Source organism: Vibrio paracholerae (assembly GCF_037672085.1).
GTDB lineage: Bacteria > Pseudomonadota > Gammaproteobacteria > Enterobacterales > Vibrionaceae > Vibrio > Vibrio cholerae.
In genome coordinates this window covers 1,062,006-1,088,341 of sequence record NZ_JBBHLM010000002.1, presented here as the reverse complement: position 1 = coordinate 1,088,341, position 26,336 = coordinate 1,062,006, and the positions used below count along the sequence as shown (strand labels likewise).

Genomic DNA, 26,336 nt, shown 5'->3' with positions numbered 1-26,336 from the left:
ATTAATCTCGTTCAAAAGTCATGTGCACGGTACTGATGCTACGGGCTAAAAAGCCACCTTCGCAGTAACAAAAGTAATAACGCCACATACGGATGAAACGTTCGTCATACCCAAGGTCACGCACTTTCGGCAATTGCTGCTCAAATCGGTCACGCCAGTGTTGCAACGTCAGTGCGTAATCCATGCCGATGTCATGCAAGTTACGCAACACCAACCCAGTGCGTTTGGTGGCTAATTCGGTCAACACACTGATCGAAGGCAAAAAACCGCCGGGGAAAATGTATTTCTGAATAAAGTCCACGTTATTGCTGTAGCTTTCATAGCGCTGATCGGCAATGGTGATTGCCTGAATCGCCATTTTGCCGCGCGGCTTCAGTAGCGCATAACATTGGCTCAAAAACGTCGGCAAGTAGGCCTTACCCACCGCTTCAATCATTTCAATCGAGACCAACTTGTCATACTGACCGCTCAGCAAACGGTAATCTTGTTTGAGCAGGGTAATTTGGTTATTTAGCCCAAGTGCCGTAATTTTTTGCTGTGCGTAGGCATACTGCTCTTCAGAAATGGTGGTGGTGGTGACCTTACAGCCATAGTGCTGCGCCATGTAAATCGCCATCGCGCCCCAACCCGTACCAATTTCTAACACGTGATCGGTCGGTTTCAGGTGTAGTTGCTCACATAAACGCTGCATTTTGGCTTGCTGCGCCTGCTCTAGTGAGAGCTCAGGTTGGGTAAACAGCGCGCTGGAGTAAAGCATCTCTTCATCGAGGAACAGTTGGTAAAGCTCATTCCCCAAATCATAGTGCTGGTGAATATTGTCTTTGGCTTGATCTATGGTGTTGCGTTTGAGCCAGTGAGTGAAACGGTTTAACCATTGCGTCACAGGACTGCTTTGACTTTCTAGCTTATCCAGCGTACTGAGGTTGGCAGCCATCAACTGCATCAAAGCTGTCAGATTAGGGCTTTCCCACCACCCTTCCATGTAAGCTTCTGCAGCAGCAATACTCCCGCCCTTCAGTACTCGGCTGTAAAAATCCGGGTGTTTAACTTCAATCACGGCATGAATGGCATCGGGCTTATCTTGGCCAAATTGTTCATGCGTGGTTTGGGTTTGAGCGGGAAAATGTTCTATCACCGTTAAATTGCCTTCGAGATACTGTAATGCACGGTGAATAATACTGCGGGCACCTTTCTGCCAACTGGTGAGAGAGCGGGATATTTCCATCGATGAGCTATTTAACATGAGGTTGCTCCTTATTATTGTTCTGAGTTTGGTCTGGGTGCGCATAAAACGGGGCACCTTTGCGCCACAATTTGAAAGCGTGCCAATAAATGCCCAATACCACTTTTACTGCCATGATCGGCGTTTTGATCAATCGAGGTAATAAATTGCCTGCGCTCAAGGGTTCAGCCTGCATCGCTAAGGTAGCATCAAACTCTTTATCACTACGATGACACTCAAGATGGATCATCAGCGCGCGGGTTAAGGGCTTTATTTTCCAGTAGTATCGCTGTTCGATGGGATTGAATGGCGAAACATGAAATGCTTTCGCATGCTGCCACTCAATCACGACAGCTTCTTCTGAGGTTAATGCTGTTTGTGCTGGAACCGCATAGTAGTGGCGCTCATTCCACGGGGTATTGCTGACTTCAGCCAACAGATAACGCCAACGCTTTTCGCTATCGTAGACATAGTAAAAGTTGACTGGGCTAAAATAAATTCCGAGATAGCGCAGATGCAGCAAAGCCACCACCCTGCCGCCTTCTATTCGCTCTCCCGTCAGTTGCTCGACCTTATCAAGTACTGCTTGTTTGAGCGGGCCTTGCCCGAGGTAATCTGCACGACGAAAACGCGCCCAATGCCACCAACGCTCACCCAATCCCCACACTTTATCCGCCAACTGTGGCCATTCATCTAAATCAATACAAGGCATAAACAGCGGATAGTTGAGTGCGTGCTCGACTGGCGTAAAACGTCTGTGTCTGACTTGTCCAACCATCAAACAACTTTGCCACTCGGCGCTATCTTGGGGCACAGGCATTAGGCCGCTCCTTGCTCACTGCGCTGTGCGTAAGCTTCCAATTGGGTCACCACATCCAGCGCACTGCGTACCCCATCTTCATGAAAACCGTTATGCCAGTATGCGCCACAAAACCAAGTATGGTTGACACCGCTGATCTGCGCTTTTTTCTGCTGCGCTTCAATCGCAGGACGAGAAAACACAGGGTGATGATAGGTAAATCGGCGCAGTATCTTGCTCGGGTCAATGTCCTCACTACTATTGAGTGTGACGCAGAACGTCTCTGGCGCTTCAATATGCTGCAAAATATTCATGTTGTAGGTCAAAGATGGCAAGCGCGTTTCTTGATTGGCTTCACCTTTCAACCAGTAATTCCAAGCTGCCCAAGCCGCTTTACGTTTGGGCAGCAGACGAGTATCCGTATGGAGCACCACTTCATTCGCCTGATAAGCGAGTGCAGACAGCAGTTGTTGTTCGGTGGAACTTGCATCACTGAGCATGGCAAGAGCTTGGTCACTATGGCAAGCAAAAATCACCTCATCAAAACGCTCACTCTGACCATTGACCACAACTTCTACCCCACTTGGTAAACGCTTCACTTGAGTGACCGCGCTATTGAGGCGGATGCGTTCGCCAAATCCTTGGGTTAAAGGCGCAATATAACTGCGCGAACCGCCGGGGATCACATACCACTGCGGACGATTAGTAACATCCAGTAGGCCATGGTTTAGGAAAAAACGCGCGAAAAACATCAGAGGGAAAGCTCGCATATCCGCCAGAGAGGAAGACCAAATCGCCGCCCCCATGGGCAGAATGTAGTTTTCACAGAAGTATTCAGAAAACTGATGCTGAGCCAGAAAATCACCTAAGGTTTGCTCATTCGCCAATTGATTATCGACGCACGCTTTCGTTAAACGGTTAAAGCGTAAAATCTCCGCGATAAAACGATAAAACTTTGGATTCAGCCAGTTACGTTTTTGAGCGAATAAGGTCGTCAGGGTATGCCCGTTGTACTCCAAACCGTTAGCATCATTACGCACACTAAAGCTCATCTGCGTCGGTTTACCTTGTACGCCAATCTCATCCATCATTTTGATGAAATTGGGATAGGTTCTGTCGTTATAAACGATAAAGCCCGTATCCACTGCGTATGGCTTACCCGCCAGCTCAACATCCACCGTCGCAGTGTGCCCACCAATGTAGTCGTTGGCTTCGAATAGGGTGATATCGTGATAACGGTGCAGATAGTAGCCACAGGTTAAACCTGAAATGCCCGAGCCGATAATTGCAATTTTCATCAAAAAAATCCTTATTAAGCCTTCAACAGACGTCGAACTAAGCGGCCTTGCCATGCATAAGGCAAAGCACCGAGTAACCGAATCAGCCAAGTAAATCGTTTAGGGAAATAGAGTTGTGACACACCGCGCGCCAAGCCAGCTTTGATCTCCTGGGCGGCACGCTCTACTGTGATGATCATGGGCATGACAAAAGTATTGCGATCCGTGAGTGGCGTGGCGACAAAGCCCGGAAAAATGGTGGTGACTTCGATACCAAGCGGACGCCAATCGAGTTGAAGCGTTCGTGCTAAATAAGCGACGGCCGCTTTGGAAGCGCCATAAGCTTCTGCTCGCGGCAAGGCCAGCTCACTGGCAATCGAGCCAACAATCGCCACACGGTGACCACGGGACAAATGTGGCTGTATACCTTCAATCACCGCCGCTACGCCAAGCACATTGATATTGAACACACGTGCCATCAGTGTGACATCCATCTTGCCATCGTCGATGTACTCACAATCGCCTGCATTTAAAATCCAGAGTTCCGGCTGACATGGAAGCTGCGCTAATGCTGCTTTTGTGCCGGGATGATCGGTGACATCAAACGCCAAGGGAAAAATGTTGGCATATTGTGTATGTAAGCTGTCTAACACCGGCTGATTACGTCCACACGCAATCACTTGCCAACCCTGTTTGGCATAATCCAACGCCAGTTGTTTACCAATTCCGGAGGTCGCACCGGTAATGAACACCGCGGTCATTGTCCTAGTCTCCGCTTGATCGCGCGGATAACTTGCCCAAGCACAGGCAACTGCTCATAAAGCATTTCCCCCATATCGAAATAATCGCGATGGTAGGTCACTTTGCCCTCGGCAAAGCGCAAGTGGCTCACGCCTTTCACATCCACCTGTTCGCCCTTGGCTAATTTTGGGTGACGTAAATGCATGGTCCAGACCAAAAAAGCGCCCTCATTGACTGCATACTGCTCATGAATGGTAAAAGTACAGGTATGGACGTTTTGGTAAAGATTCAAAAAATACTGGTAAAGGGCGTCAAACCCTTCGATGCGATGTGCAGCATCTTCAAACACCACATCAGGATGATAGATTTCAATCAGCCTATGTAATTGGCTTTTATCTAATTGTTGATAAAACTGCGCGACGTGTTGTACGTCCATAATGCTCATCCCTAAAGTTATACAAATTTAAGATTCGTATAATGCATTACAACCATAGTTGAGTTTGTAAAGTTGTACAAGATTTTTTCTGTACAACTTTATACTTCATGTTACGAAACTCAGAATGTAAGGGATCACTAAAGAGCGTTAAGAAAACAAGCTCAAGAAGACTATCAATCAAGATAAACAAAACCAGCCCGAAGGCTGGTTGGAAGAGATTACATATTGCGCAGTGCTGCGATACGTTTTTCAAGGGGTGGGTGAGTCATCATTAATTCGGATAGAGAGCGTTTACCTGTGATGCCAAACGCCATCATCGAACCTTCAAGATGCGACTCCTGACCCATTTTCAGACGTTCTAACGCCGCAATCATCTTGTGTTTACCGACCAACTGAGCGGCACCCGCATCAGCATGGAACTCACGGTGGCGGCTATACCACATGGTAATGAAGCTGGCTAAGAAACCAAACACCAATTCAAGCACCATAGAGATGCCGAAATAAACCATCATATTACTGCCTTCTCCTTCTTCTGAATTACGTGAAGCCACGATATTGGCAATAAAGCGTGACAAGAAGATCACGAAGGTGTTCACCACACCTTGCATCAGCGTCATGGTGACCATGTCACCGTTAGCAATGTGGCTAACTTCATGCGCCAGTACGGCTTCTGCTTCATCACGGGTCATGTTGTGCAGTAAACCGGTTGATACCGCGACCAGAGAATCATCGCGCTTGGCACCAGTCGCAAAAGCATTCATATCTGGCGCATCATAAATCGCCACCGTTGGCATACCGATACCCGCTTGGTTTGCTTGGCGACGTACCGTTTCCAATAGCCAATGTTCCATCTCATTGCGCGGAGTATCAATGACAACACCACCCACTGAGCGTAGGGCCATACTTTTTGACATCAGCAGTGAAATAAATGCACCGCCAAAACCAAACACAGCCGCCATCACCAACAGACCAGACAAACTCCCTGGCTGCATGCCCGTGACAGCATAAACAATATTCAAAACAACACTAAGCACCAATACGACAGCAAGGTTGGTTGCTAAGAATAACAATATACGTTTCATGACTTAATCTCCGAAGGAAACTTCTCAGCGGTTGCGATGTGCGACTTTACCACACATCGTTTGTTCTTATTTACAACATATGTTCTTCCATTTGAAAAACAAGGTTAAGTAGTAAATTGCAACATTTAATGTCCAGCTTCTGTTCGGCAAAGGCTGAGCAGCCTAGAAGATGCAAGGGTATAGACTTTGGTCGTATTGAGATAGCCGTAATGAAGGCATAGAGTGCGTGAGTCGAAGGAATTTAACCACAAACAAAGGAAAACACATGGCTGAAGCACATAGCTACCAAATGGCGATTGATTTACTTTGTTGTCATTTAGGTATCAGTGAACAAGAAGCTCGCGCTCAACTTGGGTTAGAAACCAAAGAGCAGACGCTGCAGCAGCAGATCGTCGATACTCAACACTCTTTAATGGGTTTGAGCGCAGAGAAATAGCCTCTCGCACACTCAACTTCCATACAATCTGATACTAAAAAGGCTGCTCATGTTTGAGCAGCCTTTTGTTATTTAGCGTCGTTATGCCACGGTGCCGGGTTCTAACAAGTGATCCAGTTGGATGAACTTGCCTAGCTCTTGACGTTTAGCCTTAGGCATATAAGGGATTTCCCCCAATTTCGGTGCACCGAGTCGCCCTTCTAAATGCTCAATGATCTCTGCATAGTGTTCAGTCCCCGGGTTAATCCGGTTGGCAATCCAGCCCACCAGCTCTAACCCATCGGCACGAATCGCTTCTGCGGTCAAAATCGCATGGCTCAGACAACCGAGTTTAATTCCAACCACCAAGATGACCGGTAAACGCTCTTGTTTCACCCAAGTGGATAAACAATCGGAATCGGAAGTAGGCACTCGCCAACCTCCTGCCCCTTCTACCACGACGAACTCTGCATTTTGCTTATGTTTCGAGAGCTTATTGCTTAGCAGCGCATAATCAATCGTAACATTTTCATGCTTAGCGGCGATGTGTGGTGAAGTAGGAAGTACTAAGGCATAAGGATTGACGTCCTCATACGGCATATCGACGGTCGCGGCTTTCATCAGATGCAATGCATCGGAATTGCGATAGCCAAACTCAGTTTTATCACTCCCCGCTGCGACTGGCTTATAGCCAATCGTAGCGATACTGTGTGTCGCGAGCGCCTGAAGAATCGCTTTCGAAGCGACTGTTTTCCCAACGTCGGTATCCGTCCCTGCGATAAAAATTGCATTTCTCATCGGTGAATAACCCCTAAATAAACCTGATATGTGGCAGGCACAAGACCCTGTTGGTTACGAAATGATTGGTAGGCCAATTCCACTTTTGCCAACGTTCGGCGACTGATTAGCCCCGTTGAACGTCCACTGACATGATTGGCGCCGATCCCTTTTAGATCGCGCATCAGCATAAAGGCAGTTTCATACCAAACCGTAATTGCCGCTAAGTCTAAGTGATGTTGCGCACATCCGGCTTGCGCTAACGCAATTTTTACCTGATTGATGGAAATGAACTGATTGATATGACGATGATGATCAACGCTGCGCCACGCTTGCTCGAGTTCAAACAGCGAACCGTCTAACAAGGTGGAGAGGAAGGCTTGACCTTGGGGCTTCAGCACACGGCGAATTTCGCTCAGCGGCAGCGACAGATCTTCACACCATTGCAATGCTAAGCTTGAAAACACCATGTCAAAACAAGCAGATGCAAAAGGCAGTTGCTCGGCATCCGCTAACTGGTAACTCATTCCCTCATCACCACAGCGTTGCTTTGCTTGCTCAAGCATGGCATGTGAGATATCTGCGCACACCACTTGCGCTCCCCGCTCGCGCAGCAGGGCTGAAAAATAACCGGTACCACAACCGAGATCCAATACTCGCAGCCCCTTCAAACAACTGGGCATTTTTTGCAGTAAACGCAATCCGACATCGCGCTGAAAAGCCGCATGCTGATCATAGTGCGCGGCAGCTTTGCCAAAGGCCTGCGCAATCGCACTTTTATCTTTTAATTCAACACAAAGCTCCGTGGCTGTCATGCTCATGTGTCCTTCTCCATCACATGTGTTAACTGCTCTGATAAGCGGCGTATCTGCGCTTGGGTATGCGCCGCCGTTATCGTGATGCGTAAACGCGCAGAGCCTACAGGCACGGTGGGTGGTCGAATGGCACTGACCCAAATGCCTTGCTGCTTGAGCTCGTGGGATGCACTCAATGCCGAATCAGAGCTGCCCAACAACCAAGGTTTGATGGGCGTTTGTGTTGCCACAAAACCCGGAATATTGCGGCACTGCTCATCAAAACACGCCAGCAGCTCAGCCAATTTTTCTCTGCGCCAAGATTGACTTTGGATCATCCGCGCAGCATGAGTCAGAGCATGCGCTTGTGCCGGAGGCATAGCGGTGGAATACACATGGTGGCGTGCAAATTGCGTCAGATAATCGCCAACGTGTGCATCACACAACACCGCAGCTCCAGCTAAACCAAAGGCTTTACCAAAAGTAACGACCAGAATCTCGGGATGAATCCCTGCTGCTTGACAGCTCCCCGCCCCATGCTCTCCAAGCACGCCAATGCCGTGCGCATCATCCACCATCAACCACGCGCGCTGTTTCACCAAAGTTGCAATTTGTGCCAAGGGTGCGCAATCACCATCCATACTAAACACCCCTTCCGTCACCACTAAGCTGTTGCTCTGCTCATTCAGTAATTGGCGAAGATGATCAGTATCATTGTGCTTAAAGCGTTTCATAGTTGCTGGACTTAACATGCCCGCTTCCATCAAGGAGGCGTGATTGAGTTTGTCTTGCAGCAGCAAGTCCTCTTTTTCGAGCAGAGTAAACAGCAGGGCTTGATTGGCACTAAAGCCAGAGCTGAACAAGACTGCTCGTTCGTAACCAAGCCAGTGACACAACTCATGCTCTAACTCGGCATGAGCGGAGCTAAAACCAGTCACCATCGGCGAAGCGCCACTGCCAGCACCAAAGCGCGCCAGACCGGTTTGCCAAGCATGCACTAACTCAGCATCACTGGCTAAACCAAGGTAATCGTTGCTTGAGAAGTTGAGGTAAGTACGATCTTGCTGAATCAGTTCGCCTTGAGCGCTTCGATCTAAAAGCTGAAGACGGCGAGTCAGCCCTGAATGTTCACGTTCACTCAGAGCTTGCTCAATCCGCGACTTAAAGCGCAGCGTCATAAAATAAATCGCTGGTGGTTGGGCGCGCGGCTACTCGTTCAACGACTCTATCCAGCAACTCATTTTCCGTGATTTCATCGGGCTTTTGCGCCACTTGTTCGCGGTTAATTCCTAGCTTTTTAAACAGCAGCATATCGCTGTCTTCCGCTGGGTTGGGGGTGGTCAGCAGTTTGCAACCGTAGAAAATCGAATTGGCTCCTGCCATAAAGCACAGCGCCTGCATCTGCTCATTCATCTTCTCGCGTCCTGCTGAAAGGCGAACCGCAGATTTCGGCATCATAATGCGCGCTACCGCAATCAAACGCACAAAATCAAAGGGTTCCACATCATCGACTTGTTCCAATGGTGTACCTTTCACTTTGACCAGCATGTTGATCGGCACACTTTCCGGATGAGTCGGCAAGTTCGCCAATTCAACCAATAATCCGGCGCGGTCATTGGTGCTTTCACCCATGCCGATAATGCCCCCCGAGCAGATCTTCATCCCGGCATCACGCACGTGCGACAAGGTATCTAGGCGATCTTGGTATGTGCGTGTGGTGATGATGTTGCCGTAAAATTCCGGAGAGGTATCAAGGTTGTGGTTGTAATAATCCAGCCCCGCTTGCGCCAATTGCTGCGCTTGATCTGGCGTTAGCATACCCAGCGTCATACAGGTCTCTAGCCCCATACCCTTGACGCCGCGGATCATCTCTTTGAGCAGCGGCATATCACGCTCTTTCGGATTCTTCCACGCCGCGCCCATACAAAAACGGGTCGAGCCTGAATTTTTGGCTTTTTGCGCCGCATCCAATACGCGCTCGACTTCCATCAAGCGCTCTTTATCTACATCCGTACGATAGTGAGCGCTTTGCGGGCAATATTTGCAATCTTCTGGACAAGCGCCGGTTTTGATCGACAGCAGCGTGCTGACCTGCACATGGTTGTGCGGATGATGAAGACGATGCACCTGCTGCGCTTCAAACAGCAGATCCATAAAAGGTTTATCCAGTAACGCTTTGACCTCAGCGACCGTCCAGTTATGACGAACTTCCACGTGTAATCCTTATTGGGGTTATTGGTTTTATGCTTGGCTAGTCTACTGACAGGCGTTAGACTGTCAACAACAAGAAAATCACAAGGTTTACATGTGATTACTAAATAATCTTTTATTGATTTTGGAATGATGATGGATTTAGCCTTCGACCGTTGCCATATCTGGCATCCCTACACTTCGACCTTAACACCTCTGACCTGTTATCCGGTGAGCCGAGCCGATGGGGTAATGATCACGCTTGAGGATGGGCGCAGCTTAGTCGACGGCATGTCCTCTTGGTGGGCGGCGATCCACGGTTACAATCACCCTAAGCTCAATCAAGCAGCGCGCCAGCAAATCGAGCAGATGTCACACATCATGTTTGGTGGGTTAACTCATCAACCGGCGATTGAGCTTTGCCAAAAGCTGCTCAAGCTCGCGCCCAACAATTTACAACAAGTGTTTCTCGCCGATTCAGGTTCGGTTGCGGTGGAAGTGAGCCTAAAAATGGCGCTACAGTATTGGCACAGTAAAGGTCAGCCGAGAGCAAAGTTTCTCACCCTACGCCACGGCTACCACGGAGATACCTTCGCCGCGATGTCAGTGACCGATCCAGATAACTCCATGCACAGCCTTTACAAGGGTTTTCTGCCCGAGCATATTTTCGCTAATTCGCCAGAAGGTGGATTTTTTGATGCGTGGGATGAGCGTGATATTACCGATTTTCGTGCCAAATTGACTCAATACCACCACCAGATTGCCGCCGTAATTCTTGAGCCTATCGTGCAAGGCGCTGGTGGTATGCGTATCTATCACCCCGAGTTTTTACGCCAAGTTAGAGCTTTGTGTGACGAATTTGGTGTACTGCTGATTTTGGATGAGATTGCGACCGGCTTTGGCCGCACAGGCAAACTCTTTGCTTGTGAACATGCGGGAGTTCAACCAGATATTCTCTGTGTGGGCAAGGCGCTGACTGGCGGCTATATGACGCTATCCGCTACCCTCACTACCCAACAAGTGGCCGATACCGTTTGTGCGGGGGAAGCGGGGTGTTTTATGCATGGCCCTACTTTTATGGGCAATCCGCTGGCTTGCGCGGTAGCAAGCGCGAGTTTATCGCTGATTGAGCAAGGCGATTGGCAACAGCAAGTCGCGAATATCGAAGCGTTTTTTGCCGAACATCTACCTAAACTCGATAATTTTCCACTGGTAAAACAGACTCGTTGGCTAGGCGCAATTGGAGTGGTGGAGACGAATCTTCCGGTCAATATGGAAGTGATTCAGGCTCTCTTTGTGGAGCATGGGGTTTGGATCCGCCCCTTTGGTCGGTTGATTTACCTAATGCCACCCTATATTAGTCAACCTGAACATCTGCAAAAACTGGTGGATGGAATTGCAGCCGCGTTAAGCCAACCAGACTGCTTTAAACAATAGACAATACGCTGCGCAACAAACGACAAGCATAAAAAAGCCGACATCATCACGTCGGCTTTTTCGTTCTTATTTCTTTGAGCGCTGATTTCCCTTTAGAGGAAAACGGGATTAACCGATATGGGTTAAACCGCCCATGTACTTTTGCAGTACCGCAGGAATCGCAATGCGACCATCGGCTTCTTGGTAGTTTTCCAAAATCGCGACCATGGTACGACCCACCGCCAGACCAGAGCCGTTCAGCGTGTGCACCAACTCAGGCTTCTTCTCACCTTTACGGCGGAAACGCGCTTGCATACGACGCGCTTGGAAATCCCACATGTTTGAACAAGAAGAGATTTCACGGTACGTCTTCTGCGCTGGAACCCAAACTTCCAAATCGTAAGTTTTGCAAGAGCCAAAGCCCATATCGCCCGTACACAGAATCACTTTACGGTAAGGCAGCCCCAGCAGTTGCAGAACTTTTTCTGCATGGCCTGTAAGCTCTTCCAATGCCGCCATAGAGTCTTCAGGGCGAGTGATTTGTACCAGTTCCACTTTATCAAACTGGTGCATACGGATCAGACCACGAGTATCACGACCATAAGAACCCGCTTCAGAACGGAAACATGGAGTGTGTGCGGTCATTTTCAGAGGCAGTTCAGCTTCATCTAAAATGGTGTCGCGCACTAAGTTCGTCACTGGCACTTCTGCGGTTGGGATCAGTGATAGACGGCGTGGCTCTTCATCACTGGCTTTCTCAGTCAGAGGCTCAGTGTGGAACAGATCTTGACCGAATTTTGGTAATTGGCCTGTACCGAACAGCGTTTCTGCGTTCACTAGATAAGGCACATACAGCTCAGTGTAGCCGTGTTGATCGGTGTGCAGATCCAACATGAACTGTGCGATAGCACGGTGCAGACGAGCAAATTGACCTTTCATCACCACAAAACGCGCACCAGTGATCTTAGTAGCGCTCGCGAAATCCAGACCGTCGCCCATTTCACCCAAGTCCACATGATCTTTCACTTCAAAATCATAGGTTTTTGGGGTGCCCCAACGAGAAACTTCTACGTTTTCGCTGTCATCTTTACCGTTTGGTACAGCATCGTCTGGAATGTTAGGCACGGTTTGAGTGATCGCATCCAACTGCGCCATGACCGCATCCAATTCCACTTTCTTCGCATCCAGATCGTCACCCAAAGTGCCGATTTGTTGTTTAACCGCTTCTGCGCCCGCTTTGTCGCCAGACGCCATCAGTTGACCGATTTGCTTGGAGATGGAGTTACGCGTGGATTGTAAATTCTCAACTTCTACTTGAATGGACTTACGTTGTTCTTCAAGAGTACGGATAGTCTCCACGTCGAGTTTAAAACCGCGACGTGCCAATTTTGCAGCTGTTTCGTCCAGCTCAGTACGAAGTAATTTAGAATCCAGCATTGCTAATCCTATGCTTTAAGAGTTGCGAGAAAGCGCGTGTGCTTCCTTTTTAGCCAAAGCCACGCGTATTGAAATTTACCCTGCCAAAGATAACCAAAAGGCACTACTTTTCATAGCGCTTTTGTGGGCTTTTTGCGTTCAAATCCGCCAGATACGCTAACTTTTCAGCAATCTTAGTTTCTAGCCCGCGTTGAGTAGGCTGATAGTAGCGAGTTCCACTCATTTCTGGTGGGAAATAGCACTCCCCTGCAGCATAAGCGCCCGGTTCATCATGGGCGTAACGGTATTCCTCGCCATAACCGAGATCTTTCATCAATCGCGTTGGAGCATTACGCAGATGCGGCGGTACTTCAAACTCAGGCAGATTATGCGCATCCGACAGCGCTTGCTTCCACGCGGTATACACCGCATTGCTTTTCGGCGCGCACGCCAAATAAACAATCGCTTGAGCAATCGCGCGCTCGCCTTCTGCAGGCCCGACACGGGTAAAGCAATCCCAAGCAGAAAGCGCCACTTGCATGCCCCGCGGGTCGGCATTACCAACATCTTCAGAGGCAATCGCGAGCAGACGGCGCGCGATATACAAAGGGTCACAGCCTGCGGAAATCATCCGCGCAGCCCAGTACAGTGCCGCATCGGGATCGGAACCTCGAATCGATTTGTGTACAGCGGAAATCAGGTCATACCAAATATCGCCCTTGTTATCAAAGCGCGACACTTTTTCACCGGCTACTTCGGCAAGCAGAGGCAAATCAATTTGTTTGCGTCCCTGATCATCCTCACGAGCCATGTCATACAGCAGCTCAAGATAGTTGAGTGACATGCGCGCATCGCCATTGACCAGCTCTGCTAAGCGATCCAACACGTTATCAGCAAATACCGCCGCCACTTTGCCAAGCCCGCGTTCAGTATCGGCAATCGCTTGATGCAGGGCTTGCAGAATTTCTTGTGGATTGAGCGAGGTAAGCTTATAAACCCGCGCGCGGGAAAGCAGCGCGTTATTAAGCTCAAAAGAAGGGTTTTCCGTGGTTGCGCCAATAAAAGTGACTGTGCCATCTTCGATGTGCGGCAAAAATGCATCTTGCTGCGATTTATTAAAACGATGGACTTCGTCGACAAACAAAATCGTACGGCGACCACTGAGTTTGTTCTCACGCGCTTTTTCGATCGCGGCACGGATCTCTTTGACTCCGGACGTCACTGCCGATACGCGTTCCACTTCCGCATTGGCGTAGTTGGCTGCCACTTCGGCTAAAGTCGTTTTTCCGGTGCCCGGAGGCCCCCAAAGAATCATCGAGTGAATATGCCCCGCTTCTAATGCACGTCGCAGCGGTTTTCCCGGCCCTAAGATGTGTTGCTGACCAATATACTGCTCCACGGTTTGTGGACGCATACGGGCAGCTAACGGACGAAAATCTTCGTCGCCGGAAAAATCTAAGCTGTAATTACTCACTCGACTCGCTTCCTTGGTGCTGATTTAGTTACGCTGATCGTCAACTTCCACGCCTTTCGGCACTTTGTAGGTAAATACGCTGGCGTTTGGCTTTTGCTGCTTCACTTTACTAAAGGTAAATTCGCTCTGCTGACCATCTTGCTCAATCACTTTAAAACCTTGCACCACCCCTTTCTCACTGATGGTGATTTGGAAACGGCCTTGGTTTGAATCCAGCGCAGTAGGCGTGAGAGTAAATACATCACCCTTTTCTTCCACATGATAGGCATCCCAATCGCTGGCTTTATTACGAGTGAGCAGCACAAAAGGCGTCTGCTCTAGCGCTTCTTCGGCGCGGTACAAGGTGACCTGCTCCACGAAAGGATCAAAATGCCATAAGGTTGTACCGTCGGAGACCAGTAAGTTTTCATCCGGCGTTTGGGCTTCCCAACGAAATAGGCTTGGACGAGCAATATCGACCTTGCCATTTCCGGTTAGGATCACTTTGCCCTCAGGGCTTAATACTCGCTGATTAAAGCTCGCACTAAAGCCTTCACTCATGGCTAAACGCTCACTTAAGGTATCTTTAGGGGCGGCAATGGCCGAGAAACTACAAAATAACAGGGCTAACCATTTGTTCATGCTGACTCTGCTCCAAGCAATTTAGCGATGAGAGGGATAATAGAGGCAAAGCCTAAGCGTTTGCCTTCTCTAACGTGTCAGTGATGTGTAATAAACTATTGCCCACAACACTGTTTGAATTTTTTACCACTGTCGCAAGGGCAAGCATCATTGCGGCCAATGCCTTTAAACGGATTCACACTTTGTGCTTTAGCACCGAGCATGGCTTCATCCGCCGCAAGCGCGACTTCGTGCACCATTACATTCAGTTGCTCGATCAAATCGGCGAGCGCAGGAACTTGTTCATAGCCCGCTTCGCGCATTTGCGCTTGGGTTTGCGCTTCATCAATCGCCAACATCAAGGTGGTCAATAATGCTTGCAGCATGCGGATCGAACCATCTGCAAATGCGCCTTGCTGCCACATGGGTTCAACTTGTGGCCATAATTGCATAAAGCCTTCCGCAAAATCCGCCAAACCTTGCTCACGCGAAGGTGCATGCTCAACCAACAGCGTCAACAAATCGTAACTATTGCCTTTAAGCTGTTGGTACTGGCGATGAATTTGCTCCGTCACGGGTTGTAATAGCGCCGGGTGTTGCTCGGCAAACAGCTCGGGTAGCCACTGCTCAGGGTCGAGCGGACGAGTCGCAAAATTAGCGGCAAGCACCACACCTTCAATAAACAGAGACGACTCAGGGCATTCAATCGCGCTGAGATCGATCAGGGAATAATTCATAGGAAACACTTAAGACAAGTAAAGTTGCGCCGCATTATATACTCAAAGCTAAAGAAGTGGCAGGTCGTCGCGCTGAACTTGAATCATAAAGGATGGGTGACATTTAGCGGTGCTACTACTACAATCTCGCTCCCTTTTCTTCAGCGCTAGCCGGTATTCATCACTATGCGAGTTATTTTAGGCCCAATGGAGGGCGTGTTAGATCATTTGATGCGTGACATGCTGACACAAATCAATGACTACGACTTCTGCGTCACCGAATTTGTGCGCGTAGTGAATCTGCTGCTGCCTGATCATGTGTTTTATCGCCTCTGCCCTGAATTGCAACAGGGTTCTAAAACCCCGTCCGGTGCTCCGGTCAAGGTGCAACTGCTTGGGCAAGACCCACACTGGATGGCCGAAAACGCGATTCGCGCGGCTGAACTTGGGGCTTATGGCATCGATCTGAATTTCGGTTGCCCTGCCAAAATGGTCAATCAAAGCAAAGGCGGCGCGGCTCTTTTGCAGCATCCCGAGTTGATTTATCAGGTGGTCAAAGCGTGTCGTGACGCGGTGCCTGCGCACATTCCTGTGTCGGCGAAAATTCGCTTAGGTTGGGAAGATCCGGAAGATTGTTTTGAAATTGTCGATGCGGTAGCGCAAGCCAAAGCTGATGAGCTCACTGTGCACGCGCGCACCAAAGCCGGAGGCTACAAAGCCAGCGAAATCAAATGGCATTACATTGACCAGATCCGCCAAAAATGCAGTATTCCATTGATTGCTAACGGTGAAGTGTGGAATTACGCCGATGGTCAAGCTTGCATCCAAACCACAGGTGTCGATTCACTCATGGTGTGCCGCGGCGCGCTCAACGTGCCGAATTTAGGCAATGTGGTCAAACACAACCACGCCGCCATGCCTTGGAATGAAGTGGTGGATTTGTTGCTGCGCTATACGCAATTTGAAGTGCGTGGTGACAAAGGCAAATACTACCCAAACCGTATTAAGCAGTGGTTTGCTTATCTGCGCCACGCCTACCCTCAGGCTAATGAGCTGTTTGGTGAGTTACGTACGTTGACTCAAGTCGAGCCGATCGTTGATCAGTTACATCGCTATCGCGATCAACTCCATCATGCTGCGGCCGAGCTACCTGTCTAATGAGTAAAACAACGGATCAGTAAATCAACTGATTAGTAAACCAACTGATTTTTGCCGCTGGTTTTCGCCACATACAACTTTTCATCAGCGGCTTTAAACAAATCTTCAAAACTGCGATCGGTTGTACTTTCAACCACCTCTATCCCACCGGAGACGGTAAAACCTGGCTCTAGTATTAAAGGGGACTCGCGGCAAACCGCATCAAAAATGCGCTGCATAATTCTCGTGATCTGCTCTTTTTCTTTTGCTGTGACATAAACCACAAACTCTTCGCCTCCAAAGCGTGCTACGGCATCTGAGCTACGAATATGGTTTTCAATCTGCTCACCAATGTAGCAGATCACTCTATCCCCCATATCATGACCATAAGTATCATTGATCTGTTTGAAGTCATCGATATCCAACACGGCAATGGCTAAATATTGACTGTGGCGTTTGCCTTTCAGAAAGCTTTCCATACCACGTCGATTGAGTAAACCCGTCATCGGATCACGTGCTGCTAATTCTTCGAAATGTTTACGTTCCCAACGTGTGTTGAGGTAAATCAGTATGCCAGTAAAGAATAAGTAGATTAAAGCAGCAACCAATAAGTTACCTTTTTTATGCTGCAAGAAACTCAATAGCTCAGCTTTGATATCCAGTTGATAAAATATTATCTGGTGATAATCCGCATAATGACTTGCTAATGGATAAGGGCGATAAGCTTTAGAGGGGAGTGGCCTCTCTTCAAGATCGATAATTCCAAATCCTGATGCTAAATGTGGCATTCGCTTCAATAGCTCACTTATGCCAATATCCACCGCAACAAGTCCTTGATAATCCGCGTCATGGTAAACGGGCAGTATCAGTGTTAATAACCACTCATGTTGCTCTCTGATTACTGAGCGGTAAGGCCCATCAACGGCAATCATATTGGGGGCAGCAATCGCATGGCTCCACAAAGGACTCTCGCTGATAAAGTCTTTAATTTGCTGATAGGTTACCTTTTCGCTGATGGTATCCGGCGATGAAATGATATAACCGCTGGTATCCACATAATGCACACCATAAATATATTCATCCATGTCATGCAAAAACGAGAGCATAGGAGCCATGGAGAGTTTGATTTGTAAACTGGGATCATGACTTGGTTTGGAATCGCATAAAGAGGCGTCTCCGATCAACATATAACTCAAATTTAATTTGGGGACGGCAAAATTAGAACTAGGCCCTTGAGCCAGAACCAGCCCATCTATCGGTTTGATTTGGCAAACATTATCGACAACACGAGCCGAATGTCTGAACAATACATTCTCTGCAGGAGGTTGATTGTGCATGAAAGTATAATCCAATGCTGTCACTCCTTTTTCTGCACGATCGAGTTGCCTATGGATACTCGCGTAGGAATCATCAATTTTTTGGTTCAGCTCTTCCAGATATTGCTGAAAGAATGAAGCGATTAGCACAAAAACAACAAACAATGGCGCACAGATAATCCAAGTTAAACTCATGCGCTTATTCATAACGACCTTGCTAACCTCTAGAAATGAAAAACCCACCATAAACCGATAACGCTTATGATGGGTAGGGATATTGCGTTGCGGCGATTATGCCAAAAAAACACAAAACAGTGTTAGCGCTTGTTCATCATCCGTCTCTTTTTCCTCACCGTTTTCTATTCAAACAGGCACTTAACTCAGTAGCAAACTATCGTCTGCCAACTCTTCTCCACGCACTTTAGAAAACATCTCAAGTAGCTCAGGAACGCCCATATTCGCGCGCTGTTCCCCTGTGACATCCAAGACAATCTGACCTTGATGCAGCATGACGGTGCGATCACCACAAGCCAGAGCATCTTTCATCGAGTGGGTCACCATCATCACGGTTAAATTGAACTCTTTAACGATTTTTTTCGTGAGATCGATAATGAATGCCGCCATACGAGGATCGAGTGCCGCCGTGTGTTCATCTAAGAGCAAGAGCTTGCTTTCTGACAGTGTCGCCATCACCAAACTCACCGCCTGACGCTGGCCACCTGAGAGCAAACCAATATTGTCACCGAGACGATCTTCTAACCCCAAACCGAGGATGCTGATGCGTTCTTGGAACAACTTCCGGCGCTGGTTTGAGAGCGCCAAGCTCCAACCACGTTTTTTACCGCGCATATAAGCGAGCGCCATATTCTCTTCGATGGTCAGGGCTCCACAGGTTCCCGCTAATGGGTCTTGAAACACGCGAGCACACAGATTCGCACGCTGATCCACACTCTGTTTGGTTACATCAATCTCATCAATTAGCACCTGACCGCCCACGATAGGCGTTTCACCAGTAACCGCACCGAGTAGCGTCGACTTCCCAGCCCCGTTAGAGCCAATCACGGTTAAAAATTGGTGTTCCGGAACCTCTAGCGATACGCCGCGTAATGCGCGATTTTCCAGAATCGTGCCAGGGTTAAACGTCACCTGAATATCTTGCAAACGGATCATACTGCATCTCCTGACACGCTTCCCTGCTGAGAGACTTCGGGCTTCTGAGCAGGTGCGTTACGCTTTTTTGATTTTAAATTCCTTTTAATCTTCGGCATGATCAACGCCAAAGCCACTAACACGGCTGTCACCAAGTTAAGATCGGACGCTTGTAAGCCAAACATGCCTGAACTGAGTGCGAAGGCAACCGCTAAACGGTACAGCACAGAGCCGACAATGACCGCCACGACAGCGACCCAGATCTTGCGACCGGGGATCAGGGTTTGCCCTAAAATGACCGCTGCAAGACCTACAACAATGGTACCGACACCAGAAGTGACATCCGCAAAACTGTTGGTTTGCGCAAATAGAGCTCCTGCAAAACCGACAAAACCATTAGACAGAGCCAAACAGAAATACGTGTAAAACGCGGTGCTTGCCCCTTGGGCTGCCACCATACGAGCGTTGACGCCTGTAGCTCGCAACCCTAAACCGAAATCGCTGTTTAAGAGCCGAACCACTAACAACGCAGAGATGACAACCAACACACCCACCACCAGTGGACGGATTAACACTGGATCACCGAGGGTTTCAAACGGGGTCAAAATAGTATCTTCACCCAATAGGGCCAGATTAGGACGTCCCATAATGCGGATGTTGATGGAAAACGCAGCAATCATGGTCAAAATCGAGGCCAAGAGATGCAAAATGCCACATCTCACACTCAGAAAAGCCGTGACCCAACCGGTAGCGGCGCCAGCAAGAATGGCTAATCCTGTTGCCACCCATGGATTAATTCCAGCCACAATCGCAGTAGCCGCCACCGCAGCGCCCATTGGGAAACTGCCGTCGACGCTCAAATCAGGGAAATCGAGCACTCGGAAAGTTAAATACACGCCCAAAGCTACCAAGCCATACAACAAGCCAAGCTCCAAAGCGCCAAAAAAGGCAAAAGCAGACATACATACTCCTTTCTGCTTACAGAAGTGGAAATACCCCAACTCCTTGGGATATACGCTTCCGACTAGGAGCTAACGCGTAAGCCCCTAGTCATTTGGATAGAGCTTAGTTATTTGGTACTGGTTGCACGCGCAAGTACGGCTTCAGGAATGGTGATGCCTAACTGTTCTGCTGCGGTTTTGTTGATCATAAGATCCGAACCTTTTGCCACTTGAACATCAAGCGAGCCCGGCTCTTTACCTTCTAAAATAGCAACCACGTAGTCCGCGGTTTGCACACCGATTTGGTAATAGTCAAACCCTAGGCTAGCAATCGCGCCGCGTTCTACATAAGACGTCGCTGCGCCAAAGACGGGAGTTTTGGCTTGGTTAGCCGCCACAATCATACCTTCGATTGCACTGGCAACCGTGTTGTCGATCAGGGCATAAATTACATCAGACTTTTCAGCAATCGCTTGGGTGGCTGATTGCACATCAGCACTTTTCAGCGCAGTCGCTTCGACTAGCTTAATACCATGTTTTGCCGCCGAGAGTTTGAGTAAATCCATTAGGCTGACCGCATTGGCCTCACCTGGGTTGTACACCACGCCAATTGATTTGACGTTAGGTAGGATTTCTTTAATCAGTTCAACATGTTGTTCAACCGGAGACAAATCTGACAAACCCGTCACGTTTTTGCCCGGTTGTTCAAGTTGTTTTACCAACTTAGCCCCAACAGGGTCAGTCACTGCGGTAAACACAATAGGAATGTTTTTGGTGGCAGAAACCAGTGCTTGGGCGGTAGGTGTCGCAATACCGACTAAGACATCTGGGTTTTCACCGACAAATTGACGGGCAATTTGAACCGCAATCGCAGGGTTGCCTTGCGCGGTTTTGTAATCAAACTCTAGATTTTTGCCCTCTTCATAGCCTTTGGCTTTCAATCCATCGAGTAGCCCTTGCCGTGTCGCATCTAAAGCGGGATGTTCCACAATTTGCGATACCGCGACTTTGGCTGTTTTGGCCATGATACTCTGGGAAGACAGTAGTGCAGCTCCGGCTAGAACGGCGGTAGCAATAACTTTGCCTGCTCTCATCTTAACTCCTTGATATAAAGCATAGTTTTTATGATGTTGTGTGTGGGTGTAGCTTTAATAATTGTTATTGGACACTTAGGGTGTCGCTGACAACATTATTACCAGTAACTTTAGGCAAAGGGAAGTAGGATTTAACAGTTAGATAACAGAAAAAAGCTCAGAATTTGGTCAATGTCGAAAATGGAAGTGAAGTTAACTATCTCTCTTCTCAAACGACGTGGAGCGACAGAGGATGGTAGGCAAGTTCACGCTCATAAGACCAGATAGACTCTATGATTAAGGTAACACCATAAAAGATGATCCCCATAACAGATAACCATAGGGATGTATGATCAACTCTGCTAGAATGCGCCGCCTCGCAGGGATCAACAAGTACATGGCTCATATCTGCCAAATCTTGGTATACCTACCCTATTTACCCTTAGGAGCCGATAATAATGATGACCGATCAAGAAAGAATCGAACTACAAAAAAATAACCCATTGCACGGCCTTAAGTTAGAAACCTTACTGCAAGAGCTGGTGGATTTTTATGGCTGGGATATTTTAGATACCGCAATGCGCTTTAACTGCTTTCATACCAAGCCTTCGATTGCCAGCAGTGTTAAATATTTAAACAAGACCGAGTGGGCACGAGAAAAACTAGAGAATTTTTATCTCTATCGCTTTAAACGCATGCCTCGCGCTTCTAGTGAAGAGTTTACTCTCCCGCCACGCGCACGAACTTTCCCTCACGGCCTACAGCCGAAAGAGCCGATGCCCTTAACGGTAGACTCTATTTTGAAATCTCAGGCGAAAGCGGCCTCTGCTCACAAAGAAAGAACGTCTCGCAGTCGCTACACTCAGCGCTAACTGATCTTGACCTAATGGGATAGGTTGACTTGGCACACGGCAAGTTTCTGTGACCAACTATTCGATATGCTATTCGATATTCGTTGGTCACACTGATGGGACAAATAGCCTACGCGGCAGCCTTAAAACCAGCGTTCTAGCGCAGTATCATCCAGTTGCCGAAACGCACGATTCAACACTTGCGCGAGCTCTTTATAGCGTGGTTTGCTTTTGATCGGCTCCAGTGCAAAACCAGTTTCGACGATCTTCATATAGAGTTCGCGATACCAGCTCGCAAGCGCCGGAGGCAATTGGGTATTGGCACGGTGACCGAGCCACCAAATGCCTTGCAGTGGCAAGCTCATAGCAAATAAAGCGACCACAATAGCTTGCGGCATGGCTTGCGTGTTGGTAAACACCATTTGTGTCAGCACGCTGATCGCCGCGACCGCAGGCATCACTTTAATCGCAAAGCGCGTCGCTTTAATCACGCGTTGTTCCGGGAACAGTGGATTTAACTCTTTGCGCATCGGCCAAATATCCATGTACTTCTGGCCATCTTTTAGGCTATGCACTATGCCGACTTTATTATCCATACCCACTTCCTCGCTGCTCTTTGCCTAATCCACTAAAATTTAGTTGAATGATTCAACAAAAGACGCAAAAATTTGACAAAAGCTAATATTGATTCAAATTTTTTTTGTTATATTTGTCCATTATCGCTATGCTTTGCGGACTCTCAATCTCATTGTTGCCCTTATTTACAATTTAGGCAACGTTGAGACGATTCCTGCACGGATTGCATCGACGACTTATACTGACTTTGTCACGTCTCACGATACGGAAATTGACGTTTTATTGACCGAGATTAGGGCGCATTCATCCATGCGTCATCTATTCTTGGTACTGATTTTTTTATCCCAACCGATTATTACAGGTAGTCACTCATGTCTAAGCTGGTTTTAGTTTTAAACTGCGGTAGTTCTTCACTTAAGTTCGCAGTTGTTGACGCTCAAAGCGGTGAACAACATCTTTCAGGTCTTGCTGAATGTTTACACCTTCCTGAAGCTCGTATCAAGTGGAAATTGGACGGCAAGCACGAAGCTCAACTGGGCGAAGGCGCTGCACACGATGAAGCTCTGTCTTTCATCGTTGAAACTATTCTTGCTTCTAAACCAGAACTGGCAGCTCAACTGAAAGCGATCGGTCACCGCGTGGTACACGGTGGTGAGCAGTTCACTCAATCTGCACTGATTGACGACGCTGTACTGAAAGGCATCGAAGATTGTGCAGCACTCGCTCCACTGCACAACCCAGCACACATCATCGGTATCAAAGCGGCGCAAAAAGCGTTCCCAGAGCTGAAAAATGTTGCGGTATTCGACACTGCGTTCCACCAAACAATGCCAGAAGAAGCATACCTGTACGCTCTGCCATACAACCTGTACAAAGAGCACGGTATTCGTCGCTACGGCATGCACGGTACGTCTCACCTGTTCATCGCACGTGAAGCGGCTGAGCGTCTAGGCAAACCAGCAAACGAACTGAACATCATCAACTGCCACCTAGGCAACGGAGCTTCTGTGTGTGCGATCAAAAACGGCCAATCGGTTGACACATCTATGGGTCTGACTCCACTGGAAGGTCTGGTGATGGGTACTCGTTGTGGTGATATCGACCCTGCGATCATTTTCCACCTGCACGACACGCTGGGTTACTCAGTTGAGAAAATCAACACCATGCTGACCAAAGAATCGGGTCTGTTGGGTCTGACTGAAGTGACTTCTGACTGCCGTTTCGTTGAAGACAACTACGGCCAAAAAGAAGAAGCAACTCGCGCAATGGACGTATTCTGTCACCGCCTAGCGAAATACGTTGCTGGCTACACAGCAAGCCTAGACGGCCGTCTGGACGCGATCACCTTCACTGGTGGTATCGGTGAAAACTCTGCGCCAATCCGTGAAATGGTTCTGAACCGTCTAGCGATTTTCGGTATCACCGTTGACAGCGCAGCAAACCTGAAAGCCCGTTTTGGCGGTGAAGGTGTGATCACCACTGCTGACAGCCGTATCCCAGCGATGGTTATCGCCACTAACGAAGAGTTAGTGATTGCAGAAGATACTGCTCGTCTGACCAACATCTAATACAACTTACACTGGCTAACTCAGGTTAGCCAGTGTCATTTAGGGGCTCAGCGTAAGCCTGTCCTGCGTTTGAGCTTTGTCACTTTCAATCTAAGCACCTTAGATTGGTATCAATAGTGTTGAGGTACTTTACCAATGTCCCGTACTATTATGCTTATCCCAATCAGCGCTGGCGTCGGTCTGACCAGCGTGAGCATGGGTCTCCTGCGCGCAATGCAGCGTAAAGGGGTTAGCGTTTCTTTCTATAAGCCTATCGCGCAGCCACGTACTGGCGATGACCAACCTGACCTGACTTCTACTGTCATGAGCCGCAATAGCGACATCAAGATCGGTGAGTCTATGAGTATGTCCGCCGCTGAGACACTGATCGGCAGCGAAAAAATGGATGTCCTTCTGGAAACCGTGGTTGAACGTTATAACCAAGTCAATAAAGATGCGGAAGTGACTCTGATCGAAGGTCTGGTACCTACTCGTAAACACCCTTTTGCTAATCAAGTGAACGCGGAGATCGCCAACACTCTCGGTGCAGAAATTGTGTTCGTTGTTACTCCAGGTACTGATAACCCAACGCAACTTAAAGAGCGCATTGAAGTCGCGTGCTCTAACTTTGGCGGAACCAAAAATAAGAGCATCTCTGGCGTTATCATCAACAAGCTGAATGCACCAGTAGATGAAGCTGGCCGTACTCGCCCTGACCTATCAGAAATCTTTGATGATGCTGACCATGCGAAACAAGCTAACCTTGAAGTGATGCAGATCTTCAACACCAGCCCAATTCGTGTGTTGGGCTGTGTGCCATGGAGCATTGACCTGATTGCGACGCGCGCCATTGATATGGCCAAACACCTGAAAGCAGAAATCATTAACCCAGGTGATATTAATACTCGTCGTATCAAGAGCATCACTTTCTGTGCTCGCTCTATTCCGAATATGATTGAGCACTTCAAACCGGGCTCACTACTGGTAACTTCTGCTGACCGTCCTGACGTGATTGTAGCTGCGGCACTCGCAGCAATGAACGGTGTGGAAATCGGTGCAGTGCTGCTGACTGGCGGCTACGATATTCCACGTGAACTGGTTAGCCTATGTAAGCCTGCTTTTGACACGGGTCTGCCAATTTTCAAAGCGCAAGGCAACACTTGGCAAACGTCGCTGAACCTACAAAGCTTCAGCCTTGAAGTTCCAGCCGATGACAAAGAGCGTATCGAATTCATCAGCGAACACGTGGCAAGCCACATTGACGGCCCATGGGTAGACTCTCTGACTGAAGGTGCGCAAGCGTCTCGTCGCTTGAGCCCCCCCGCCTTCCGTTACCAGTTGACTGAGTTGGCTCGTAGCGCGAACAAGCGTATCGTACTGCCAGAAGGCGATGAGCCACGTACAGTCAAAGCAGCAGCCATCTGTGCTGAGCGCGGTATTGCGCAGTGTGTACTTCTGGGTAACCCAGAAGAGATCAAGCGTGTTGCTGCTCAGCAAGGTGTTGAACTCGGCTCTGGTATCGAAATCATCGATCCAAAAGTGGCACAAGAGAAATACGTGGCACGTCTGGTTGAACTGCGTAAGAGCAAAGGCATGACTGAAGTGGTGGCGCGCGAGCAACTGGAAGATACCGTTGTTCTCGGCACTATGATGCTTGAGCGTAACGAAGTTGACGGCTTGGTTTCGGGTGCAGTTCACACCACAGCAAACACTATTCGTCCACCACTACAAATCATCAAGACTGCGCCGAATGCGTCTCTGGTTTCGTCAATCTTCTTTATGCTGCTGCCTGATCAGGTACTGGTATACGGTGACTGTGCGATCAACCCAGATCCAAACGCAGAGCAACTGGCTGAGATTGCTATCCAGTCTGCAGACTCTGCAGCGGCCTTCGGTATTGAGCCTCGCGTAGCGATGATCTCTTACTCGACCGGTACTTCTGGTCAAGGTGCAGACGTTGATAAAGTGCGCGAAGCAACTCGCATCGCCAAAGAGAAACGTCCAGATCTCGTGATTGATGGTCCTTTGCAATACGACGCGGCAATCATGGAAAACGTAGCGGCTTCTAAAGCGCCTAACTCGCCAGTGGCAGGTAAAGCGACCGTATTCGTATTCCCAGATCTGAACACAGGTAACACGACTTACAAAGCGGTACAACGTTCAGCGGATCTGGTGTCTATCGGTCCTATGCTGCAAGGTATGCGTAAGCCAGTTAACGACCTGTCTCGTGGCGCATTGGTTGACGATATCGTCTACACCATCGCCCTGACGGCTATCCAAGCGGGTCAAGAGCAGAAATAAGCGCTAGTCTCAGTAAGCTTTTCTGGTGACAAATAGGCAAAAGCCCCCGAAATTCGGGGGCTTTTTTATGCGCTTTATAGATTGCTCTCT

25 protein-coding genes are annotated in these 26,336 nt (G+C 48.5%); 6 read left to right on the top strand and 19 right to left on the bottom strand.

The window, feature by feature from the left end:
- Position 1: 1 nt before the first annotated feature.
- The 6 genes from R4537_RS10345 to htpX form a co-directional block, all read right to left on the bottom strand.
- On the bottom strand, positions 2-1,243 hold the full coding sequence (locus R4537_RS10345; protein WP_071177775.1) for an SAM-dependent methyltransferase: 1,242 nt from the start codon (positions 1,241-1,243) through the stop codon (positions 2-4).
- Positions 1,233-2,042, bottom strand: coding sequence for a DUF1365 domain-containing protein (locus R4537_RS10340; RefSeq protein ID WP_071177774.1), 810 nt, complete (start codon positions 2,040-2,042; stop codon positions 1,233-1,235). The genes R4537_RS10345 and R4537_RS10340 overlap by 11 nt, the downstream gene beginning before the upstream one ends.
- Complete coding sequence (locus R4537_RS10335; RefSeq protein ID WP_071177773.1) at positions 2,042-3,319, bottom strand: NAD(P)/FAD-dependent oxidoreductase; 1,278 nt, start codon at positions 3,317-3,319, stop codon at positions 2,042-2,044. Before R4537_RS10335 ends, R4537_RS10340 begins: the two co-directional genes overlap by 1 nt.
- A gap of 14 nt (positions 3,320-3,333) precedes the next feature.
- On the bottom strand, positions 3,334-4,059 hold the full coding sequence (locus tag R4537_RS10330; RefSeq protein WP_071177772.1) for an SDR family oxidoreductase: 726 nt from the start codon (positions 4,057-4,059) through the stop codon (positions 3,334-3,336).
- On the bottom strand, positions 4,056-4,475 hold the full coding sequence (locus tag R4537_RS10325) for a nuclear transport factor 2 family protein (RefSeq protein WP_000383062.1): 420 nt from the start codon (positions 4,473-4,475) through the stop codon (positions 4,056-4,058). Before R4537_RS10325 ends, R4537_RS10330 begins: the two co-directional genes overlap by 4 nt.
- A 218-nt stretch (positions 4,476-4,693) precedes the next feature.
- The gene (htpX, locus tag R4537_RS10320) at positions 4,694-5,557 is read right to left on the bottom strand and encodes a protease HtpX (RefSeq protein ID WP_000821684.1); all 864 of its coding nucleotides are present in this window, start codon (positions 5,555-5,557) and stop codon (positions 4,694-4,696) included.
- A 265-nt stretch (positions 5,558-5,822) separates the two neighbouring features.
- Between htpX and R4537_RS10315 the strand changes: the two genes are divergently transcribed.
- Positions 5,823-5,993 carry a hypothetical protein gene (locus R4537_RS10315; RefSeq protein WP_071177771.1) on the top strand — a complete coding sequence of 57 codons (171 nt, stop codon included), beginning with the start codon at positions 5,823-5,825 and terminating at the stop codon, positions 5,991-5,993.
- An 81-nt stretch (positions 5,994-6,074) separates the two neighbouring features.
- On the opposite strand, the gene bioD is transcribed toward R4537_RS10315, so the two are convergent.
- The 4 genes from bioD to bioB are packed head-to-tail and all read right to left on the bottom strand — an operon-like array spanning position 6,075 to position 9,757.
- Positions 6,075-6,770 carry a dethiobiotin synthase gene (gene bioD / locus R4537_RS10310; RefSeq protein WP_071177770.1) on the bottom strand — a complete coding sequence of 232 codons (696 nt, stop codon included), beginning with the start codon at positions 6,768-6,770 and terminating at the stop codon, positions 6,075-6,077.
- Positions 6,767-7,570: a malonyl-ACP O-methyltransferase BioC gene (gene bioC / locus R4537_RS10305; RefSeq protein WP_071177769.1), complete on the bottom strand. Its 804-nt coding sequence runs from the start codon at positions 7,568-7,570 to the stop codon at positions 6,767-6,769. Before bioC ends, bioD begins: the two co-directional genes overlap by 4 nt.
- On the bottom strand, positions 7,567-8,721 hold the full coding sequence (gene bioF, locus R4537_RS10300; protein ID WP_071177768.1) for an 8-amino-7-oxononanoate synthase: 1,155 nt from the start codon (positions 8,719-8,721) through the stop codon (positions 7,567-7,569). The genes bioC and bioF overlap by 4 nt, the downstream gene beginning before the upstream one ends.
- Positions 8,705-9,757: a biotin synthase BioB gene (gene bioB / locus R4537_RS10295; protein WP_071177767.1), complete on the bottom strand. Its 1,053-nt coding sequence runs from the start codon at positions 9,755-9,757 to the stop codon at positions 8,705-8,707. Before bioB ends, bioF begins: the two co-directional genes overlap by 17 nt.
- Positions 9,758-9,889: 132 nt before the next feature.
- On the opposite strand from bioB, the gene bioA reads away from it, so the two are divergent.
- A complete protein-coding gene (gene bioA / locus R4537_RS10290) occupies positions 9,890-11,170 on the top strand; it encodes an adenosylmethionine--8-amino-7-oxononanoate transaminase (protein ID WP_071177824.1) in 1,281 nt (426 codons plus the stop codon).
- Positions 11,171-11,278: 108 nt separating this feature from the next.
- On the opposite strand, the gene serS is transcribed toward bioA, so the two are convergent.
- From serS to R4537_RS10270, 4 genes are all read right to left on the bottom strand, one after another.
- Entirely contained in the window at positions 11,279-12,586 is a 1,308-nt protein-coding gene (serS, locus tag R4537_RS10285) for a serine--tRNA ligase (protein ID WP_071177766.1), read from the bottom strand.
- Positions 12,587-12,689: 103 nt separating this feature from the next.
- The gene (locus R4537_RS10280) at positions 12,690-14,039 is read right to left on the bottom strand and encodes a replication-associated recombination protein A (protein ID WP_000073970.1); all 1,350 of its coding nucleotides are present in this window, start codon (positions 14,037-14,039) and stop codon (positions 12,690-12,692) included.
- A gap of 24 nt (positions 14,040-14,063) precedes the next feature.
- On the bottom strand, positions 14,064-14,660 hold the full coding sequence (gene lolA / locus R4537_RS10275) for an outer membrane lipoprotein periplasmic chaperone LolA (RefSeq protein WP_001045820.1): 597 nt from the start codon (positions 14,658-14,660) through the stop codon (positions 14,064-14,066).
- A 95-nt stretch (positions 14,661-14,755) separates the two neighbouring features.
- Positions 14,756-15,376, bottom strand: coding sequence for a YecA/YgfB family protein (locus tag R4537_RS10270; protein WP_071177765.1), 621 nt, complete (start codon positions 15,374-15,376; stop codon positions 14,756-14,758).
- Positions 15,377-15,541: 165 nt separating this feature from the next.
- Between R4537_RS10270 and dusC the strand changes: the two genes are divergently transcribed.
- On the top strand, positions 15,542-16,513 hold the full coding sequence (gene dusC, locus R4537_RS10265) for a tRNA dihydrouridine(16) synthase DusC (protein WP_071177764.1): 972 nt from the start codon (positions 15,542-15,544) through the stop codon (positions 16,511-16,513).
- A gap of 32 nt (positions 16,514-16,545) precedes the next feature.
- On the opposite strand, the gene R4537_RS10260 is transcribed toward dusC, so the two are convergent.
- The 4 genes from R4537_RS10260 to R4537_RS10245 all read right to left on the bottom strand — a co-directional run bounded on the left by R4537_RS10260 (position 16,546) and on the right by R4537_RS10245 (position 20,992).
- Positions 16,546-18,015 (bottom strand): sensor domain-containing diguanylate cyclase, encoded by a 1,470-nt coding sequence (locus R4537_RS10260; protein ID WP_071177763.1) that lies wholly within the window; start codon positions 18,013-18,015, stop codon positions 16,546-16,548.
- Between the two features lie 168 nt (positions 18,016-18,183).
- A complete protein-coding gene (locus R4537_RS10255; RefSeq protein ID WP_000620368.1) occupies positions 18,184-18,978 on the bottom strand; it encodes an ABC transporter ATP-binding protein in 795 nt (264 codons plus the stop codon).
- Complete coding sequence (locus R4537_RS10250) at positions 18,975-19,919, bottom strand: ABC transporter permease (protein WP_001272067.1); 945 nt, start codon at positions 19,917-19,919, stop codon at positions 18,975-18,977. The genes R4537_RS10255 and R4537_RS10250 overlap by 4 nt, the downstream gene beginning before the upstream one ends.
- 107 nt (positions 19,920-20,026) lie before the next feature.
- Complete coding sequence (locus tag R4537_RS10245) at positions 20,027-20,992, bottom strand: ABC transporter substrate-binding protein (protein WP_071177762.1); 966 nt, start codon at positions 20,990-20,992, stop codon at positions 20,027-20,029.
- 440 nt (positions 20,993-21,432) lie between these two features.
- Between R4537_RS10245 and R4537_RS10240 the strand changes: the two genes are divergently transcribed.
- The gene (locus R4537_RS10240) at positions 21,433-21,843 is read left to right on the top strand and encodes a VF530 family protein (protein ID WP_000131948.1); all 411 of its coding nucleotides are present in this window, start codon (positions 21,433-21,435) and stop codon (positions 21,841-21,843) included.
- Positions 21,844-21,965: 122 nt separating this feature from the next.
- Here the strand turns inward: R4537_RS10240 and yfbV are convergent, their stop codons facing one another.
- Positions 21,966-22,418, bottom strand: coding sequence for a terminus macrodomain insulation protein YfbV (gene yfbV / locus R4537_RS10235; RefSeq protein ID WP_000369218.1), 453 nt, complete (start codon positions 22,416-22,418; stop codon positions 21,966-21,968).
- A gap of 351 nt (positions 22,419-22,769) precedes the next feature.
- Between yfbV and R4537_RS10230 the strand changes: the two genes are divergently transcribed.
- Positions 22,770-23,966, top strand: a complete 1,197-nt coding sequence (locus tag R4537_RS10230; protein ID WP_000041130.1) for an acetate kinase — start codon at positions 22,770-22,772, stop codon at positions 23,964-23,966.
- A gap of 135 nt (positions 23,967-24,101) precedes the next feature.
- On the top strand, positions 24,102-26,246 hold the full coding sequence (gene pta, locus R4537_RS10225) for a phosphate acetyltransferase (protein ID WP_071177761.1): 2,145 nt from the start codon (positions 24,102-24,104) through the stop codon (positions 26,244-26,246).
- Positions 26,247-26,336: the final 90 nt, after the last annotated feature.

Excerpts from the sequence above, each read along its gene's own strand:
- R4537_RS10345 (WP_071177775.1), bottom strand. The coding sequence starts at position 1,243 with ATGTTAAATAGCTCATCGATGGAAATATCCCGCTCTCTCACCAGTTGG.
- R4537_RS10340 (WP_071177774.1), bottom strand. The coding sequence starts at position 2,042 with ATGCCTGTGCCCCAAGATAGCGCCGAGTGGCAAAGTTGTTTGATGGTT.
- R4537_RS10335 (WP_071177773.1), bottom strand. The coding sequence starts at position 3,319 with ATGAAAATTGCAATTATCGGCTCGGGCATTTCAGGTTTAACCTGTGGC.
- R4537_RS10330 (WP_071177772.1), bottom strand. The coding sequence starts at position 4,059 with ATGACCGCGGTGTTCATTACCGGTGCGACCTCCGGAATTGGTAAACAA.
- R4537_RS10325 (WP_000383062.1), bottom strand. The coding sequence starts at position 4,475 with ATGGACGTACAACACGTCGCGCAGTTTTATCAACAATTAGATAAAAGC.
- htpX (WP_000821684.1), bottom strand. The coding sequence starts at position 5,557 with ATGAAACGTATATTGTTATTCTTAGCAACCAACCTTGCTGTCGTATTG.
- R4537_RS10315 (WP_071177771.1), top strand. The coding sequence starts at position 5,823 with ATGGCTGAAGCACATAGCTACCAAATGGCGATTGATTTACTTTGTTGT.
- bioD (WP_071177770.1), bottom strand. The coding sequence starts at position 6,770 with ATGAGAAATGCAATTTTTATCGCAGGGACGGATACCGACGTTGGGAAA.
- bioC (WP_071177769.1), bottom strand. The coding sequence starts at position 7,570 with ATGAGCATGACAGCCACGGAGCTTTGTGTTGAATTAAAAGATAAAAGT.
- bioF (WP_071177768.1), bottom strand. The coding sequence starts at position 8,721 with ATGACGCTGCGCTTTAAGTCGCGGATTGAGCAAGCTCTGAGTGAACGT.
- bioA (WP_071177824.1), top strand. The coding sequence starts at position 9,890 with ATGGATTTAGCCTTCGACCGTTGCCATATCTGGCATCCCTACACTTCG.
- serS (WP_071177766.1), bottom strand. The coding sequence starts at position 12,586 with ATGCTGGATTCTAAATTACTTCGTACTGAGCTGGACGAAACAGCTGCA.
- lolA (WP_001045820.1), bottom strand. The coding sequence starts at position 14,660 with ATGAACAAATGGTTAGCCCTGTTATTTTGTAGTTTCTCGGCCATTGCC.
- R4537_RS10270 (WP_071177765.1), bottom strand. The coding sequence starts at position 15,376 with ATGAATTATTCCCTGATCGATCTCAGCGCGATTGAATGCCCTGAGTCG.
- dusC (WP_071177764.1), top strand. The coding sequence starts at position 15,542 with ATGCGAGTTATTTTAGGCCCAATGGAGGGCGTGTTAGATCATTTGATG.
- R4537_RS10260 (WP_071177763.1), bottom strand. The coding sequence starts at position 18,015 with ATGAATAAGCGCATGAGTTTAACTTGGATTATCTGTGCGCCATTGTTT.
- R4537_RS10255 (WP_000620368.1), bottom strand. The coding sequence starts at position 18,978 with ATGATCCGTTTGCAAGATATTCAGGTGACGTTTAACCCTGGCACGATT.
- R4537_RS10250 (WP_001272067.1), bottom strand. The coding sequence starts at position 19,919 with ATGTCTGCTTTTGCCTTTTTTGGCGCTTTGGAGCTTGGCTTGTTGTAT.
- R4537_RS10245 (WP_071177762.1), bottom strand. The coding sequence starts at position 20,992 with ATGAGAGCAGGCAAAGTTATTGCTACCGCCGTTCTAGCCGGAGCTGCA.
- R4537_RS10240 (WP_000131948.1), top strand. The coding sequence starts at position 21,433 with ATGACCGATCAAGAAAGAATCGAACTACAAAAAAATAACCCATTGCAC.
- yfbV (WP_000369218.1), bottom strand. The coding sequence starts at position 22,418 with ATGGATAATAAAGTCGGCATAGTGCATAGCCTAAAAGATGGCCAGAAG.
- R4537_RS10230 (WP_000041130.1), top strand. The coding sequence starts at position 22,770 with ATGTCTAAGCTGGTTTTAGTTTTAAACTGCGGTAGTTCTTCACTTAAG.
- pta (WP_071177761.1), top strand. The coding sequence starts at position 24,102 with ATGTCCCGTACTATTATGCTTATCCCAATCAGCGCTGGCGTCGGTCTG.